Origin of the sequence: Pseudomonas sp. Root329 (assembly GCF_001424925.1) — a bacterium.
In the GTDB taxonomy this organism is placed as follows: Bacteria; Pseudomonadota; Gammaproteobacteria; order Pseudomonadales; family Pseudomonadaceae; genus Aquipseudomonas; species Aquipseudomonas arabinosi.
In genome coordinates this window covers 1-16415 of record NZ_LMCV01000034.1, presented here as the reverse complement: position 1 = coordinate 16415, position 16415 = coordinate 1, and the positions used below count along the sequence as shown (strand labels likewise).

Here is a 16415-nt window from a genome sequence, read left to right as displayed (position 1 = left end):
ATACGGGGCATTTCCATGTGTGTTCACAGCCCGCTTGTGGCGGGTCATGAAGCGGCTTAAGCCAGCGCTTCTTCGCGCTTGCCCAGCAGGCGATCGCAAGCCACCGCGACAACCAGAGTCATGACCGACGGCACCAGCCAGGCCAGGCCTTGCTCGCTCAGAGGCAGGTGGGACAACTGAGTCGGCATCCAGTCCGCCAGACCCGCGCCTTTGAGGGCGTCGATCAGGCCGAAAATGAACGACACCAGCATCACCGGACCGACGATGCGGCCCTGCTCATGCCAGAAGTCCTTGCAGAAGCTCAGGGCGACCAGGGCAATGCACGGCGGGTAGATCGCGGTCAGCACCGGGATCGAGAACGCAATCAGCTTGGTGAGGCCCAGGTTGGACACCAGCAGGGAGAACGCAGCCAGGATGATGACCAATGTCTTGTAGGACAGCGGCAACACACGGCTGAAGTATTCAGCGCAGGCACATGTCAGACCCACCGCCGTCACCAGGCAGGCCAGGGAGATCAGCACCGCCAGAAAACCGCTGCCCAGGGAGCCGAAGGTGTGTTGCACGTAAGCGTGCAACACCGCCGCGCCGTTGGTGGCGCCCGCGGCCACTTCATGGCTGCCCGAACCGAGACGGAACAGGCTGACGTAAACCAGCGCCAGACCCACGCCGGCAATCAGCCCGGCGATGATCGCGTAACGGGTAATCAACACCGGCGATTCGACGCCGCGGGAGCGGATCGCATTGACAATGACAATGCCAAACACCAGCGCGCCCAGGGTATCCATGGTCAGGTAACCATTGATGAAGCCTTGGGAGAACGGTGCCGCCACGTATTCCGGGGTCGCCACGCCGACTTCACCGGCCGGCAATGCAAACGCTGCGATGCCGAGCGCGGCCAGGGCGATGATCTTCAGCGGCGCGAGGAAACGTCCTACGGTATCCAGCAGACGACCCGGATAGAGCGAGATGAAGAACACCAGCAGGAAGTACACCGAGCTATAGAGGAACAGCGCCAGCGGGCTCTCGCCGGTCAGCGGCGCCAAGCCGACTTCGAATGACACGGTGGCGGTGCGCGGTGTCGCGAACAGCGGGCCGACAGCGAGGTAGCACGCGGCCGCCAGCAGGCCACCGGCGACTTTGCCGATCGGGCTGCTCAAGGCATCCATGGCGCCACCGACCTTGGCCAGGGCGACGACGGTGATTACCGGCAGACCGACCGCGGTGATCAGAAAGCCCAGCGCCGCCATCCAGACATTTGGACCGGACTGCAGACCGACGATAGGCGGGAAGATGATGTTGCCAGCCCCGACAAACAGGGCAAACGTCATAAAACCAAGTGCCAGGATGTCCTGGCCTTTCAACACTTTCATTAAGGAAATACCACACTACTGAATCGGAATTTAGAGAGGGATTTCCCTGAGGGGTGAGGGAAATGCTGTCGGTCCGTATAGGACTGACCCGTTTAGCGCGTAGCAACCTTGTGGGCCGCGGACGCAAAAATGGCTGCTAGCCTAACGAATTTGCCCGACAAACGCACTGTTAGGGTGCGATCTATCCGATATGCGACATTTCCGTGTCGCGTTTACATATATAAAGGTCAAAAGATCGCAGCCTCGTTGCACTCGACAGCTCCTACAGGGGATACGAAACCTTGTAGGAGCTGTCGAGTGCAACGAGGCTGCGATCTTTTGATCTTCGCAAATGACAAAGGCCACCCGAAGGAGGCCTTTGTTTGGTGAAACGTCAGATAAGCGCGAGGCTTACTTGATCGCCCAACCGGTCAGCTCGGACAAAGCCTTGCCGATGTCTGCCAGCGAACGCACGGTTTTAACGCCTGCGTCTTCCAGGGCAGCAAACTTCTCGTCTGCAGTGCCTTTGCCGCCAGAGATGATTGCGCCAGCATGGCCCATGCGCTTGCCCGCAGGGGCAGTCACACCAGCGATGTAGGAAACAACCGGCTTGGTCACGTGTGCCTTGATGTAGGCAGCCGCTTCTTCTTCAGCCGAACCGCCGATCTCACCGATCATCACGATCGCTTCGGTCTTCGGGTCTTCCTGGAACAGCTTCAGGATGTCGATGAAGTTCGAGCCCGGGATCGGGTCACCGCCGATGCCGACGCAAGTCGACTGACCGAAACCGGCGTCAGTAGTCTGCTTAACAGCTTCGTAGGTCAGGGTGCCGGAACGGGAAACGATACCGACCTTGCCTGGCAAGTGAATGTGACCTGGCATGATGCCGATCTTGCATTCGCCTGGAGTGATCACGCCTGGGCAGTTAGGACCGATCAGGACTACGCCCAGCTCGTCGCACTTGACCTTGGCATCCAGCATGTCCAGGGTAGGAATGCCTTCAGTGATGCAAACGATCAGCTTGATGCCGCCGAATGCTGCTTCCAGGATGGAGTCCTTGCAGAAAGGAGCTGGAACGTAGATCACGCTGGCGGTGGCGCCAGTGGCAGCTACAGCATCTTTCACGGTGTTGAACACTGGCAGACCCAGGTGCTCGGTGCCGCCTTTACCAGGAGTTACGCCACCAACCATCTTGGTGCCGTATTCGATGGCTTGCTGGGTGTGGAAACTACCTTGCGAACCGGTAATACCCTGGCAGATAACTTTGGTGTCTTTATTGATCAGGACGCTCATTATTTGCCCTCCGCAGCTTTGACAACTTGTTGAGCAGCGTCGGTCAGGCTGGTAGCAGCGATGATGTTCAAACCGCTTTCTGCCAGTACTTTAGCGCCCAGCTCAGCGTTGTTGCCTTCAAGGCGAACAACAACCGGGATTTTCACGCCGACTTCTTTCACAGCGCCAATGATGCCTTCGGCAATCATGTCGCAACGAACGATGCCGCCGAAGATGTTGACCAATACTGCAGCGACATTAGTGTCGGACAGGATGATCTTGAACGCTTCGGTAACGCGTTCTTTGGTAGCACCGCCGCCCACGTCGAGGAAGTTGGCTGGTTTGCCGCCATGCAGGTTGACGATGTCCATGGTACCCATGGCCAGGCCAGCACCGTTGACCATGCAACCGATGTTGCCTTCCAGCGCTACGTAGTTCAGTTCGAACTTGGCAGCGTGCGCTTCGCGCGGATCGTCTTGCGACGGATCGTGGAAAGTTTTCAGCTTAGGCTGACGGTACATGGCGTTGGCGTCGATGTTGATCTTGGCGTCGAGGCAATGCAGATCGCCGTCAGCCTTGATCACCAGCGGGTTCACTTCCAGCAGAGCCAGGTCGTGATCCTTGAACAGCTTGGCCAGACCTACGAAGATCTTGGCGAACTGAGCAACTTGCTTGCCTTCCAGACCCAGCTGGAATGCCAGCTCGCGACCCTGGAATGGCTGAGCGCCAACCAGTGGATCGATAGTGGCCTTGAGGATTTTCTCAGGGGTGTCGTGAGCGATTTTCTCGATGTCCACGCCACCTTCGGTGGAAGCCATGAACACGATGCGACGGCTCGAACGGTCAACGACAGCGCCCAGGTACAGCTCTTTAGCGATATCAGTGCACGATTCAACCAGGATCTTGGTGACTGGCTGACCATTGGCATCAGTCTGGTAAGTCACCAGACGCTTGCCCAACCACTGTTGAGCGAATGCTTTGGCGTCTTCTTTGCTGCGAACCAGCTTAACGCCGCCCGCTTTACCGCGACCACCTGCGTGAACCTGGGCTTTGACAACCCATTCGGTCCCGCCGATTTTGTCGCACGCTTCTGCTGCTGCTTCCGGGGTGTCTACGGCGAAACCCTGGGATACTGGCAGGCCGTATTCAGCGAACAGCTGCTTACCCTGATACTCGTGAAGATTCATGCTTATTACCGTCTTCGTTAGGTACTGCGCATTCGGTGCTGCACTTGTTCAAGTGCCGCACCACCTGTGACTGCTGCTTGCGTAGGTGTTCCGGATAACCGGTGAGACTACGCAAGGCTGCGTCCGGCGGACATTCCGCGGTGAGTCTTGCACGCAAGGCTCACGACGGGCCTTCCGCCGTGGTTTCTTATTGTCTTGTCTTAACGCTTCTTGCGGTTGGCAATGTGAATGGCGCCGCCATTCACAGCCAGAGCTGCTTCGTGCAAGGCTTCGGACAGGGTCGGATGGGAGAAAACCATCATGCCCAGGTCTTCAGCGCTGGTGCCGAATTCCATACCGATCGCGCCCTGCTGAACCAATTCTGCAGCGCTCGGGCCAATCACGTGGACGCCCAATACGCGGTCAGTCTTGGCATCAGCGATGACTTTCACGAAACCGCCGGTATCGTTGGCTGCCATGGCACGGCCACTGGCTGCGAACGGGAAGGTGCCAACGTTAACTTCAACGCCTTCAGCCTTCAAGGCCTGCTCGGTTTTGCCGACCCACGCGATTTCCGGGTGAGTATAAATAACAGACGGGATCAGGTCATAGTTGATTTGGGCTTTGTGGCCCTTGATGCGCTCAACCACCATGATGCCTTCTTCGGACGCCTTGTGCGCCAGCATCATGCCGCGAACCACGTCGCCGATCGCGTAAACGCCCGGAACGCTGGTGGCGCACTGGTCGTCAACGAAAACGAAGCCACGTTCGTCGATGTTCACACCGCTGTCAGCTGCCAGCAGCTCGGTGGTCACCGGACGGCGACCAACGGCAACGATCAGCTTGTCGAACGTGATGTTCTGTTCGCCATTGGCATCGGTGTAGTTCACGACAACTTCGTTGCCGTTCACTTTGGAACCGGTGACGCGAGCGCCCAGCTTGATGTCCAGACCTTGTTTGGTCAGGGTCTTGTAGGCTTCTTTGGAAACGGCGTCGTCAGCCGCTGGCAGGAACTTCTCCAGCGCTTCCAGAACAACCACTTCGGAACCCAGACGGGACCAGACCGAACCCAGTTCCAGACCGATTACGCCAGCGCCGATCACGCCCAGACGCTTAGGTACGGCTTGGAATTCCAGTGCGCCGGTCGAATCGACGATCACGTTCTGGTCAACCGGAGCCGGTGGAATGTCGATCGGACGCGAGCCCGAAGCCAGAATCACGTTCTCGGCTTCGATGATTTCGACGGTGCCGTCTGGCTTGGTCAGCTCGACTTTCTTGCCGGCCAGCAGTTTGCCGTGGCCTTGCAGGGAAGTGACGCCGTTCGCCTTGAACAGGGTAGCAACGCCAGAGGTCAGGCCTTTGACGATGTTGGCTTTACGGCCAACCATTGCTGCCACGTCCATGGTCACGCCAGCGTGATTGATACCGTGGATCGCGAAGCCTTCTTTGGCTTCCTTGTATTTCCAGGAGCTGTCCAGCAGCGCCTTGGATGGAATGCAGCCGACGTTCAGGCAAGTACCGCCGAGGGCCAGTTTGCCTTCCTTGTCGGTGTATTTCTCGATGCAGGCAGTGGAGAGGCCCAGTTGCGCTGCTTTAATGGCAGCCACGTAGCCGCCAGGGCCCGCGCCAATCACTACCACGTCGAATTTCTGAGTCATGTGTCATTCCTTCTCGAATCAAACCGGACGGGCCCTTTTGAGGACCGTCGTGGGACGAAGCTGGTCATTACAGAAGGGCCGCCCATCACTGGACGGCCCGTGCAACGAAATCAGATATCCAGCAGCAAACGAGCCGGGTCTTCCAGCAGGTTCTTGATGGTAACCAGGAAGGTCACAGCTTCTTTGCCATCGATCAGACGGTGATCGTAGGACAGAGCGAGGTACATCATCGGACGGATAACAACCTGACCGTTGATCGCCATAGGACGCTGCAGAATGTTGTGCATGCCCAGGATAGCCGCTTGCGGCGGGTTGACGATCGGGGTCGACATCATCGAACCGAAAGTACCACCGTTAGTGATGGTGAACGTACCGCCGGTCATCTCGTCCATCGACAGTTTGCCGTCACGAGCCTTCTTGCCGAAGGTGGCGATGCCGCCTTCGATTTCAGCCAGGCTCATCAGTTCGGCGTTACGCAGAACCGGTACAACCAGACCGCGGTCGCTGGAAACAGCAACACCGACGTCAGCGTAGCCGTGGTAAACGATGTCAGCACCGTCGATCGAAGCGTTGACCGCAGGGTAGCGTTTCAGCGCTTCGGTGGCAGCCTTGACGAAGAACGACATGAAGCCCAGGCGCACGCCATTGTGGGACTTCTCGAACAGGTCCTTGTACTTCGAACGCAGGGCCATGACTTCGGTCATGTCGACTTCGTTGAAAGTGGTCAGCATTGCCATGTTCGATTGAGCTTCAACCAGACGCTTGGCAACGGTAGCCCGCACGCGGGTCATCGGCACGCGCTTCTCGATACGATCGCCGGCAGCGAACACTGGAGCAGCAGCGGCAGGAGCAGCAGCCTTGGCAGGCGCGGCAGCCGGAGCGGCTTTCTTGGCAGCTACAGCGGCAACAACGTCTTCCTTGGTCACACGACCGCCTTTGCCAGTGCCGGCAACGGAAGCGATGTTGATACCGTTTTCTTCAGCCAGCTTGCGAGCAGCCGGTGCAGCAACAGGATCATCTTCGCCTTCAGCGGCTGGAGCAGCAGCTTGTGCAGCGGCCGGAGCAGCGGCAGCAGCTGGAGCGGCAGCAGCGCCGCCCGCTTCGATGGAGCCCAGGACTTCGTCGGACAGAACGACGTCGCCTTCGTTCTTGACGATCGCGCCCAGCACGCCATCAGCGGTGGCCAACACTTCCAATACGACTTTGTCAGTTTCGATGTCGACGATCAGGTCGTCGCGCTTGACGGCGTCGCCCGGCTTTTTGTGCCAGGTGGCAACGGTGCCATCGGCAACCGATTCCGGGAAAGTGGGGGCTTTGATTTCGATAGCCATTATCTGTGGGTCCTTAAATTCGGTTTCAGGTGCGCGAAGGCGTTAAACAGTAAAGGCGTCTTGCAGCAGTTTTTCCTGCTGCTCAGCGTGCATCGATGCATAACCACAAGCAGGTGCAGCAGAAGCATCACGGCCCGCGTACTCGAGTACGAGCGACTTGTTGTGATTGCCAACGATGCGGCGCATGTGGTGTTGGCTGCAGTACCAGGCACCCTGGTTCATCGGCTCTTCCTGACACCAAACGATATGTTTGAGGTTGGTGTACGGAGCCAGGACTTCGTTCAAGTCGTCCTCAGGGAATGGGTACAGCTGCTCGATACGCACGACGGCGATGTCGTCACGACCTTCGGCACGGCGTTTTTCCAGCAGGTCGTAGTAGACCTTGCCGCTACACAGAACAATGCGCTCGACCTTTTTCGGGTCTTGAACATCGATTTCCGGGATAACGGTCTGGAACGAACCTTCGGCCAGATCTTCCAGGGTCGAGATGGCCAGTTTGTGACGCAACAGCGACTTCGGAGTCAGAACGATCAACGGCTTGCGCAGCGGGCGAATCACCTGACGACGCAGCAAGTGGTAGATCTGAGCCGGCGTGGTCGGCACGGCTACCTGAATGTTGTGCTCGGCGCACAGCTGCAGGTAACGCTCCAGACGAGCCGAAGAGTGCTCCGGACCCTGACCTTCATAACCGTGCGGCAGCAGCATGGTCAGACCGCAGAGACGGCCCCACTTGTGCTCGCCACTGGTGATGAACTGGTCGATAACCACTTGGGCACCGTTGGCGAAGTCGCCGAACTGGGCTTCCCAGATCACCAGCGCCTCAGGCGTGGTGGTCGAGTAACCGTATTCGAACGCCAACACGGCTTCTTCGGACAGGAACGAATCGTACAGGTCGAAACGTGGCTGGCCCTTGTACAGGTTTTGCAGCGGGATGTAGGTACCCGCGTCTTTCTGGTTGTGCAAGACAGCGTGACGGTGCGAGAACGTACCGCGACCGATGTCCTGACCCGTCATGCGAATCGGGTGACCTTCGAACGCCAGGGTCGCGTACGCCATGGTTTCGGCGTAACCCCAGTTGATCGGCAGGCCGCCGGCTTGCATTTTCTGACGGTCTTCGTAGATTTTCGAGACCTGGCGCTGAACCACGAAGCCTTCCGGAATTTCCAGCAGCTTGGCGGACAGTTCCTGCAAGGTTTTCAGATCGAAGCGAGTGTCGTGACGCGCGGTCCAGGCGTGGCCCAGATACGGACGCCAGTCCACGAACAACTCTTTGTTCGGCTCTTTGACCAGGCTTTTTACAACATGCAGACCGTTGTCCAGCGCGTTGCGGTATTCGTCGACTTTCGCCTGAACACGCTCTGCGTCCAGCACACCGCCCTGAGTCAGACGATCGGCATACAGCTCACGGGTGGTGCGCTGTTTGGTGATCTGCTGATACATGATTGGCTGGGTGCCGCTTGGCTCGTCGGCCTCGTTGTGGCCACGACGACGGTAGCAGACCAGGTCGATCACCACGTCACGCTTGAACTGCATGCGGTAGTCGATGGCCAGCTGGGTCACGAACAACACAGCTTCCGGATCATCACCATTCACATGGAGGATCGGCGCCTGGATCATCTTCGCAACGTCGGTCGCGTACTCGGTGGAGCGCGAGTCCAGCGGGTTGCTGATGGTGAAACCGACCTGGTTGTTGATCACGATGTGCACGGTGCCGCCGGTCTTGAAACCGCGGGTCTGCGACATCTGGAAGGTTTCCATGACCACACCCTGACCGGCGAATGCCGCGTCACCGTGGATGGAGATCGGCAGAACCTTCTCACCGGTAGGGTCGTTACGACGATCCTGACGGGCGCGAACTGAACCCTCGACCACTGGAGATACGATTTCCAGGTGGGACGGGTTGAACGCCATGGCCAGGTGAACTTCGCCGCCAGTGGTCATCACGTTGGACGAGAAGCCCTGGTGATACTTAACGTCACCGGAACCCAGCTCGACCTTCTTCTTGCCTTCGAACTCGTCGAACAGCTCGCGCGGGTTCTTGCCGAAGGTGTTGACCAGCACGTTGAGACGGCCACGGTGGGCCATGCCGATGACGATTTCCTTGGTGCCGTAGGAACCGGAACGCTGGATCAACTCGTCGAGCATCGGAATCAGGCTTTCGCCGCCTTCCAGACCGAAACGCTTGGTACCCGGGTATTTGGTACCCAGGTATTTTTCCAGGCCTTCGCCGGCGGTCACGCGCTCAAGCAAGTGGCTCTTGATGTCGGCGGAGTACGTCGGACGGCCGCGCACGCTTTCCAGACGCTGCTGGAACCACTGGCGCTGCTCGGAATCGGTGATATGCGTAAATTCAGCGCCGATGGTGCGGCAATATGTCTGCTGCAACGCTTCGTGAATTTCGCGTAGGCTCGCCTCCTCTTTGCCGATGAACAGGTCGCCGGCACGGAAGGTCGTATCAAGATCGGCATTGGTCAAGCCGTAATGATTGATCGACAGGTCTGCAGGTGCAGGACGCTGCCACAGCCCCAGCGGGTCAAGCTGGGCTGCCTGGTGGCCACGCATACGGTAGGCCTGGATCAATCGCAGCACTTCAACTTGCTTCTTCTCGTGCTCACTGCTCACGCTGCCGGCGGAAACCGGTTGGGCGCGGCGCTGGTTCTTTGCCAGCAAGACGAAATGATCGCGAATTGTGGAGTGCGAAACATCGGTGGCAGTGTTGCCGTCAGCAGGCAACTTCTGGAAGTAGGTGCGCCACTCTTCTGGCACAGCGTTAGGGTCGTGCAGGTAGAGCTCGTAGAGCTCTTCCACATAGGCAGCGTTACTACCGGATAGGTAGGCGCTGTTCCACATGCGCTGCATCACGCTTTCTTGCATGCTTGGTCACCCTCGGTTAGGGGAACACCACCGGCGTCGACACCGAGCACGCTTGCAGAAGTCCGAATGCAGCGACTAAAACAAGCCACTTAGGATCACGCTGATAGTCCGGGTACCAGCCCGGATGCCCCTGCTTGTCTCATTTCTTCAAAATAAGAGCCGCAGCCTTATAAGCTGCTGCTCAGGTTAAAACTACGGCGCCGGTTGAAGCCTGCGCCGTAGCATCTACGGGTACAGCGGTCCTACGGGTACAGCAGCTGAATCACACGCCGCTTTGCAGCAGCATGTTACGTACGTGACCGATGGCCTTAGTCGGGTTCAGGCCTTTCGGGCAGACGTTGACGCAGTTCATGATCCCGCGGCAGCGGAATACGCTGAACGGGTCATCCAGCGAAGCCAGACGCTCGGCAGTCTTGGTGTCGCGGCTGTCTGCCAGGAAGCGATACGCTTGCAGCAGAGCAGCTGGACCCAGGAACTTGTCCGGGTTCCACCAGAAGGACGGGCAAGAGGTCGAGCAGCAAGCGCACAGGATGCACTCGTACAGACCGTCAAGCTTTTCACGCTCTTCAGGGGTCTGCAGACGTTCGATGGCCGGAGCCGGCGTGTCGTTCTGCAGGTATGGCTTAACCTTTTCGTATTGCTTGTAGAAGATGCTCATATCGACGACCAGGTCACGGATTACCGGCAAACCTGGCAGAGGACGAACGATCAGCTTGTTACCTTTTACGACAGCGGACAGCGGCGTGACGCACGCCAGACCGTTTTTGCCGTTGATGTTCATGCCGTCGGAACCGCAAACACCTTCACGGCAAGAGCGACGATAGGAGAAACCTTCGTCCTGCTCTTTGATCAGGGCCAGCACGTCCAGCACCATCAGGTCTTTACCACCGGTATCGACCGTAAATTCCTGCATGAACGGCGCAGCGTCCTGATCAGGGTTGTAGCGATAAACACTGACTTGCAACATGGCGGCCACCCTTAATAAGTCCGAATCTTAGGTTCAAAAGTCGGAACAGTCTTCGGCGAGAAGTTCACAGCACGCTTGGTAACGCGCTTGTCACCCGGGAAGTACAGGGTGTGGCACAGCCAGTTTTCGTCGTCGCGGTCTTCGTAGTCTTCACGGGCGTGAGCGCCGCGGGACTCTTTGCGGATCTCTGCAGCGATGGCGGTAGCTTCGGCCACTTCCAGCAGGTTCTGCAATTCCAGCGCTTCGATACGAGCGGTGTTGAACGCCTGGCTCTTGTCGTTGATCTTGACGTTGGCGATACGGCCACGCAGATCAGCCAACTGAGCAATACCCTTCTGCATGTATTCGCCGGTACGGAATACACCGAAGTAGTTCTGCATGCAGCTTTGCAGCTCTTTACGCAGGGTAGCGACGTCTTCGCCTTCGGTACGCGAGTTCAGGCCATCGAGACGTGCCAGGGCAGCGTCGATGTCGGACTGGCGAGCACGGGTGTAGTCGACGCCTTCTTTCAGGGTCTGTTCCAGGAACAGGCCGGCTGCACGACCGAATACCACCAGGTCGAGCAACGAGTTGCCGCCCAGACGGTTGGCACCGTGAACCGATACGCAGGCCACTTCGCCTACTGCGAACAGGCCCGGGATGATCTGGTCAACGCCGTTTTCATCCTGAGTGATTGCCTGACCGTGAATGTTGGTCGGCACGCCGCCCATCATATAGTGGCAGGTTGGAACGACCGGAATCGGCGACACGGCTGGATCGACGTGGGCGAAGGTCTTGGACAGTTCCATGATGCCTGGCAGACGGCTGTGCAGAACTTCTTCACCGAGGTGATCGAGTTTCAGCATTACGTGGTCGCCATCCGGACCGCAACCGTTGCCGGCGATGATTTCTTTAACCATCGAGCGAGCAACAACGTCACGACCAGCCAGGTCTTTGGCGTTCGGAGCATAACGCTCCATGAAACGCTCGCCGTGCTTGTTGATCAGGTAACCGCCTTCACCGCGGCAACCTTCAGTCACCAGTACACCGGCGCCGGCGATGCCGGTTGGGTGGAACTGCCACATTTCAATGTCTTGTACCGGCACGCCAGCACGCAGAGCCATGCCGACGCCGTCACCGGTGTTGATCAGGGCATTGGTGGTGGACGAGTAGATACGACCTGCACCACCAGTCGCCAGTACAGTGGCGTTAGCGCGGACGTAGGAAGTTTCGCCGGTTTCGATGCAGATGACGATCATGCCGACAAAGGCACCATCTTCGTTCTTCACCAGGTCGACACCGTAGTATTCGTTGAGGAATACGGTGCCGGCCTTCAGGTTGGCCTGGTACAGGGTGTGCAGCAGTGCGTGACCGGTACGGTCGGCAGCGGCGCACGTACGGGCAGCCTGGCCACCTTTACCGAAGTCTTTCGACTGACCGCCGAACGGACGCTGATAGATGCGGCCTTGTTCGGTACGGGAGAACGGCAAGCCCATGTGCTCGAGCTCGAAGACCGCTTCCGGGCCTACGGAACACATGTATTCGATAGCGTCCTGGTCACCGATATAGTCGGAACCCTTGACGGTATCGTACATGTGCCAGCGCCAGTCATCGTTCGGATCTGCCGAGGCGATGGCGCAGGTGATGCCACCCTGTGCGGATACAGTGTGCGAACGAGTCGGGAAAACCTTGGTAACTACGGCAGTCTTGTGACCACCTTGTGCCAGCTGCAGAGCAGCGCGCATGCCAGCACCGCCGCCGCCAATGATGATGGCGTCGAACGAAAGCGTATTAACTGTAGTAGACATGAATCAGATACCCCAAAGAATCTGCACACCCCAGACGAAGTACGCAAACATCGCGACGCCGCATACTGCCTGGAAGAGGAAACGTACTGCAGTCGCGGACTTGCCGAACGCCATTGGCGTCAGGTAGTCGGTCGCGATGGTCCACATGCCGACCCAGGCGTGAGCGCCGAGGGCAACGAGGGCCAGGAGACTGAAAATACGCATCCAGTTGCTTGCGAACAGTTCATGCCATTGGGCGTAGCCGATGCCAGGATGGGCAACGACGTATCCGATCAGGAAGATGAAGTAAGCCGCGAGAACGACCGCAGACACACGTTGTGCCATCCAGTCATAGAGGCCCGAACGCGACAGGTTCGTGACGTTAGTTACCATATCCAAACTCCTGCCAGAACGATTACCACCACGGAAACGGCGATAACGATTTTCGAGCCCAGTTTGCCGCCTTCAAGCGACTCGCCGATGCCCATGTCCATCATCAAATGGCGCACGCCGGCAACCAGGTGATACAGCAAGGCGGACAGGATGCCCCAAATCACTAGCTTGGCTAGCGGACTGGTCAGACACGCTTTCACCTGACCGAAGCCTTCTTCCGAGTCGAGCGACTTGTCCAATGCATAAAGCATGATGGCCAGGCTGACAAAGAGGATGATTCCGGAGATTCGGTGAAGAATGGACGTGTAAGCAGTGACTGGGAGTTTGATGGTCCTTAGGTCTAGGTTTACAGGTCGTTGGCTATTCACGGCTTTTTTTCACACTGAAGAGCCCCTAACAATCAGGGCAAAGTTGTTGGGGAGTGCACTGGTCAGGTACCCACCACCCAGGGAGTGCGACCCCCAGTAAAGCAGGCCCAAAAGCCCCTGGCGGTCGGAGGCCGAGTATAGACAGTTAGGCTACTAATGACAACGCAATCGCCTTCCCCTAATAGCTCATTGCACAAGTCGTATAAAAGGCGTAAATGGCAGTCAATTTCGAGGAAAAAGTCCGGTTAAAGCCTTCTGGAGCAAGACTTTAGGCAAATTGACATTCGAATTTATCTCACTATAGTGGTGCGGGCCCTGCGTGGGGGGTCTGTCTGATGATTTCAAGCATAAATAGGAGGCCACATGGCTGACAAAAAAGCGCAGTTGATCATCGAGGGCGCAGCCCCCGTCGAGCTGCCCATTTTAACCGGCACCGTTGGTCCCGATGTTATCGATGTTCGGGGCCTGACGGCCACGGGCCGTTTCACCTTTGACCCTGGTTTCATGTCGACAGCTTCCTGCGAGTCGAAGATCACCTATATCGACGGCGACAACGGCATCCTGCTGCACCGCGGCTACCCGATCGAACAGCTGGCTGAAAAGTCGGACTACCTGGAAACCTGCTATCTGCTGCTCAACGGCGAATTGCCGACCGCAGAACAGAAGGCCCAGTTCGTCAGCACCGTGAAAAACCACACCATGGTTCACGAGCAGCTGAAGACGTTCTTCAACGGTTTCCGTCGCGACGCCCACCCAATGGCCGTCATGTGCGGCGTAGTCGGCGCCCTCTCGGCCTTCTACCACGACTCCCTGGACATCAATAACCCGCAGCATCGCGAAATTTCCGCGATCCGTCTGGTTGCCAAGATGCCGACCCTGGCAGCGATGGTTTACAAGTACTCGATGGGGCAACCCATGATGTACCCGCGCAACGACCTGACGTACGCGGAAAACTTCCTGCACATGATGTTCAACACCCCGTGCGAGATCAAACCGATCAGCCCGGTACTCGCCAACGCCATGGACAAGATCTTCATCCTCCATGCGGACCACGAGCAGAACGCATCGACTTCCACCGTACGCCTGGCCGGTTCTTCGGGTGCCAACCCGTTCGCCTGTATCGCCGCCGGCATCGCTGCACTGTGGGGCCCTGCCCACGGCGGCGCGAACGAAGCTGTTTTGACCATGCTCGATGAAATTGGCGATGTATCGAACATCGACAAGTACATCGCCAAGGCCAAGGACAAGAACGATCCGTTCAAACTGATGGGCTTCGGTCACCGGGTTTACAAAAACCGCGACCCACGCGCAACAGTCATGAAGCAGACCTGCGACGAAGTGCTGAAGGAACTGGGCATCACCAACGATCCGCAACTCGAACTGGCCATGCGCCTGGAAGAGATCGCCCTGACCGACCCGTACTTCATCGAACGCTCGCTGTACCCGAACGTCGACTTCTACTCGGGGATCATCCTCAAGGCGATCGGCATTCCAACCAGCATGTTCACCGTGATCTTCGCTTTGGCGCGGACCGTCGGCTGGATCTCCCACTGGAAAGAAATGCTCTCCAGCCCGTACAAGATTGGCCGTCCGCGCCAGTTGTACACCGGCTACGAGTCGCGTGACATCACCAAGCTGGAAGACCGCAAATAAGACCTGTCTTGCGATAACGTCTTGAGTTGCACCGGGAACGGCCTCTATTTATATAGAGGCCGTTTTTGTTTGTGCTGGTTCAGCGGCCTGAGGGCCGACTGGGTTTTTGGTCGTGTACATATCCGTTTCTGCGGTAACGGCTGATTATGGTTTCGCTTTTACAGCGACTCACTTTTCCAAACGCCGAAAAGTAAGCAAATGTATGGTCAGCCCATCTTCTGCCACCCAGCATTGATGAACGGTAAATCGAGCTTGCGCTAATGTATTCGGGCTCAGTGTGAGCACGGATAGCGCTCGGCCCTTGATGAGCCAGCATTGATGAACGGTAAATCGAGCTTGCGCTAATGTATTCGGGCTCAGTGTGAGCACGGATAGCGCTCGGCCCTTGATGAGTAGTCGCTCCTGCCTGTCCTTTAAAAAGGCTTCAGCCTCCAAAGCTCTTTTGCTTATCAGGTTTTCAGCCAGGATGTCTGCCGTTTATCGTCATCAGCTACTGACGTCGCAAAAGCCGGTGGTGAAGTGTACGGATCAAGCCAAAAGCTGTGAGTTGTAGGTGCCGCCCTTGGTTAATAACACCCAGACGATTCTGGCCATTTTGTTCGCCAGGGCACAGGCCACTTTGTTCAGCGGCTTGCGGGCGAGCAAGTTTTTGGCCCACATACCAAGGGCGTCGGTTCGGTGATCGACTCGGTACAAAACGGTGTGAGCGCCCTGTACCAGCAGGCTTCTTAGGTATTTATCGCCCCGTTTACTGATGCCGAGGAGGACCGTTTCGCCACCTGTTGAATACTGTCGCGGCACCAACCCCAACGATGCGGCGAAGTCGCGGGACGATTTGAAAGCCGAAGCGTCGGCGACATCGGCCACCAGAGCGCTAGCGATGAGGGGGCCGATGCCGGGGATGCTTTGCAAGCGTTGGCCGGCGTCGCTTTGGACGAGGTTTTGCTTGATCNGCGACATCGGCCACCAGAGCGCTAGCGATGAGGGGGCCGATGCCGGGGATGCTTTGCAAGCGTTGGCCGGCGTCGCTTTGGACGAGGTTTTGCTTGATCTCGACATCGAGTTTTTTGATCTCGCCAGTCAGCTGCCGAATATCTTCAAGCATGCGCTCAATGGCGTTTATCAAACGGATGGGAAGTTCACGGCTTTGCATCAGGCCCGAGACCCGATCAAGGGCGGCGTATCCGGCGGGAAAGATGACGCCGAACTCCAGGAGAAATCCATGCACTTGATTGATGACGACGGTGCGTCGACTTACCAAGGACTTGCGCAGTCGGTGCTCAGTGCACAGCACCTGCTGTTCTACGGTTTTGACTTGGACCGAACGGGTTCTAGGGCGCGAGGCCGCTTCACAAATAGCCTCGGCATCAATGAAGTCGTTTTTGTTGCCGGTAACATAGGCCTTCACATGTTGCGGCGCGATCAACTGCACTTGATGGCCTTGCTCCTTGATTTTCCGGGCAAGCCATTGAGAACCGCCGCAGGACTCCATGGCAATTTTGCATGTCGAAATCTGCGCCAGATAAGGGAGCAATTGGTTGCGGTTGAGCTTTTTACGCAGCACCTGATGGCCCCTGGCGTCCTGTCCATGCAGGTGGAAAGTGTTCTTGCCGATGTC

At 57.5% G+C, this 16415-nt stretch carries 11 protein-coding genes and 2 pseudogenes; 1 reads left to right on the top strand and 12 read right to left on the bottom strand.

Translation table 11 applies throughout. The features are described 5' to 3' along the window. Positions 1-56: 56 nt before the first annotated feature. The 10 genes from brnQ to sdhC all read right to left on the bottom strand — a co-directional run bounded on the left by brnQ (position 57) and on the right by sdhC (position 13144). Positions 57-1370, bottom strand: a complete 1314-nt coding sequence (gene brnQ / locus ASC74_RS21820; protein WP_056743996.1) for a branched-chain amino acid transport system II carrier protein — start codon at positions 1368-1370, stop codon at positions 57-59. A gap of 390 nt (positions 1371-1760) precedes the next feature. Continuing rightward, on the bottom strand, positions 1761-2642 hold the full coding sequence (sucD, locus tag ASC74_RS21815; protein WP_008148605.1) for a succinate--CoA ligase subunit alpha: 882 nt from the start codon (positions 2640-2642) through the stop codon (positions 1761-1763). Beyond that, positions 2642-3808 (bottom strand): ADP-forming succinate--CoA ligase subunit beta, encoded by a 1167-nt coding sequence (gene sucC / locus ASC74_RS21810; protein WP_008148602.1) that lies wholly within the window; start codon positions 3806-3808, stop codon positions 2642-2644. The genes sucD and sucC overlap by 1 nt, the downstream gene beginning before the upstream one ends. A gap of 200 nt (positions 3809-4008) precedes the next feature. After that, positions 4009-5445: a dihydrolipoyl dehydrogenase gene (gene lpdA, locus ASC74_RS21805; RefSeq protein ID WP_056743993.1), complete on the bottom strand. Its 1437-nt coding sequence runs from the start codon at positions 5443-5445 to the stop codon at positions 4009-4011. Positions 5446-5555: 110 nt separating this feature from the next. Then, positions 5556-6776: a 2-oxoglutarate dehydrogenase complex dihydrolipoyllysine-residue succinyltransferase gene (gene odhB / locus ASC74_RS21800; protein ID WP_046048039.1), complete on the bottom strand. Its 1221-nt coding sequence runs from the start codon at positions 6774-6776 to the stop codon at positions 5556-5558. Between the two features lie 42 nt (positions 6777-6818). Then, positions 6819-9650, bottom strand: a complete 2832-nt coding sequence (locus ASC74_RS21795) for a 2-oxoglutarate dehydrogenase E1 component (protein WP_046048040.1) — start codon at positions 9648-9650, stop codon at positions 6819-6821. A gap of 262 nt (positions 9651-9912) precedes the next feature. Then, entirely contained in the window at positions 9913-10617 is a 705-nt protein-coding gene (locus ASC74_RS21790; RefSeq protein WP_056743991.1) for a succinate dehydrogenase iron-sulfur subunit, read from the bottom strand. 11 nt (positions 10618-10628) lie between these two features. After that, positions 10629-12404 carry a succinate dehydrogenase flavoprotein subunit gene (gene sdhA, locus ASC74_RS21785; protein ID WP_056743988.1) on the bottom strand — a complete coding sequence of 592 codons (1776 nt, stop codon included), beginning with the start codon at positions 12402-12404 and terminating at the stop codon, positions 10629-10631. 3 nt (positions 12405-12407) lie between these two features. Continuing rightward, positions 12408-12776, bottom strand: a complete 369-nt coding sequence (gene sdhD / locus ASC74_RS21780) for a succinate dehydrogenase, hydrophobic membrane anchor protein (protein WP_008148589.1) — start codon at positions 12774-12776, stop codon at positions 12408-12410. Then, positions 12770-13144 carry a succinate dehydrogenase, cytochrome b556 subunit gene (gene sdhC / locus ASC74_RS21775; protein ID WP_082555868.1) on the bottom strand — a complete coding sequence of 125 codons (375 nt, stop codon included), beginning with the start codon at positions 13142-13144 and terminating at the stop codon, positions 12770-12772. Before sdhC ends, sdhD begins: the two co-directional genes overlap by 7 nt. A 363-nt stretch (positions 13145-13507) precedes the next feature. On the opposite strand from sdhC, the gene gltA reads away from it, so the two are divergent. Continuing rightward, a complete protein-coding gene (gene gltA, locus ASC74_RS21770) occupies positions 13508-14797 on the top strand; it encodes a citrate synthase (protein ID WP_008148584.1) in 1290 nt (429 codons plus the stop codon). Between the two features lie 528 nt (positions 14798-15325). On the opposite strand, the pseudogene ASC74_RS32250 reads toward gltA, so the two are convergent. Together ASC74_RS32250 and ASC74_RS32245 are read right to left on the bottom strand one after the other, a co-directional pair. Beyond that, positions 15326-15749: pseudogene (locus ASC74_RS32250) on the bottom strand (IS110 family transposase); the annotation flags it as partial. Between the two features lies 1 nt (position 15750). Continuing rightward, positions 15751-16415: pseudogene (locus ASC74_RS32245) on the bottom strand (IS110 family transposase); the annotation flags it as partial.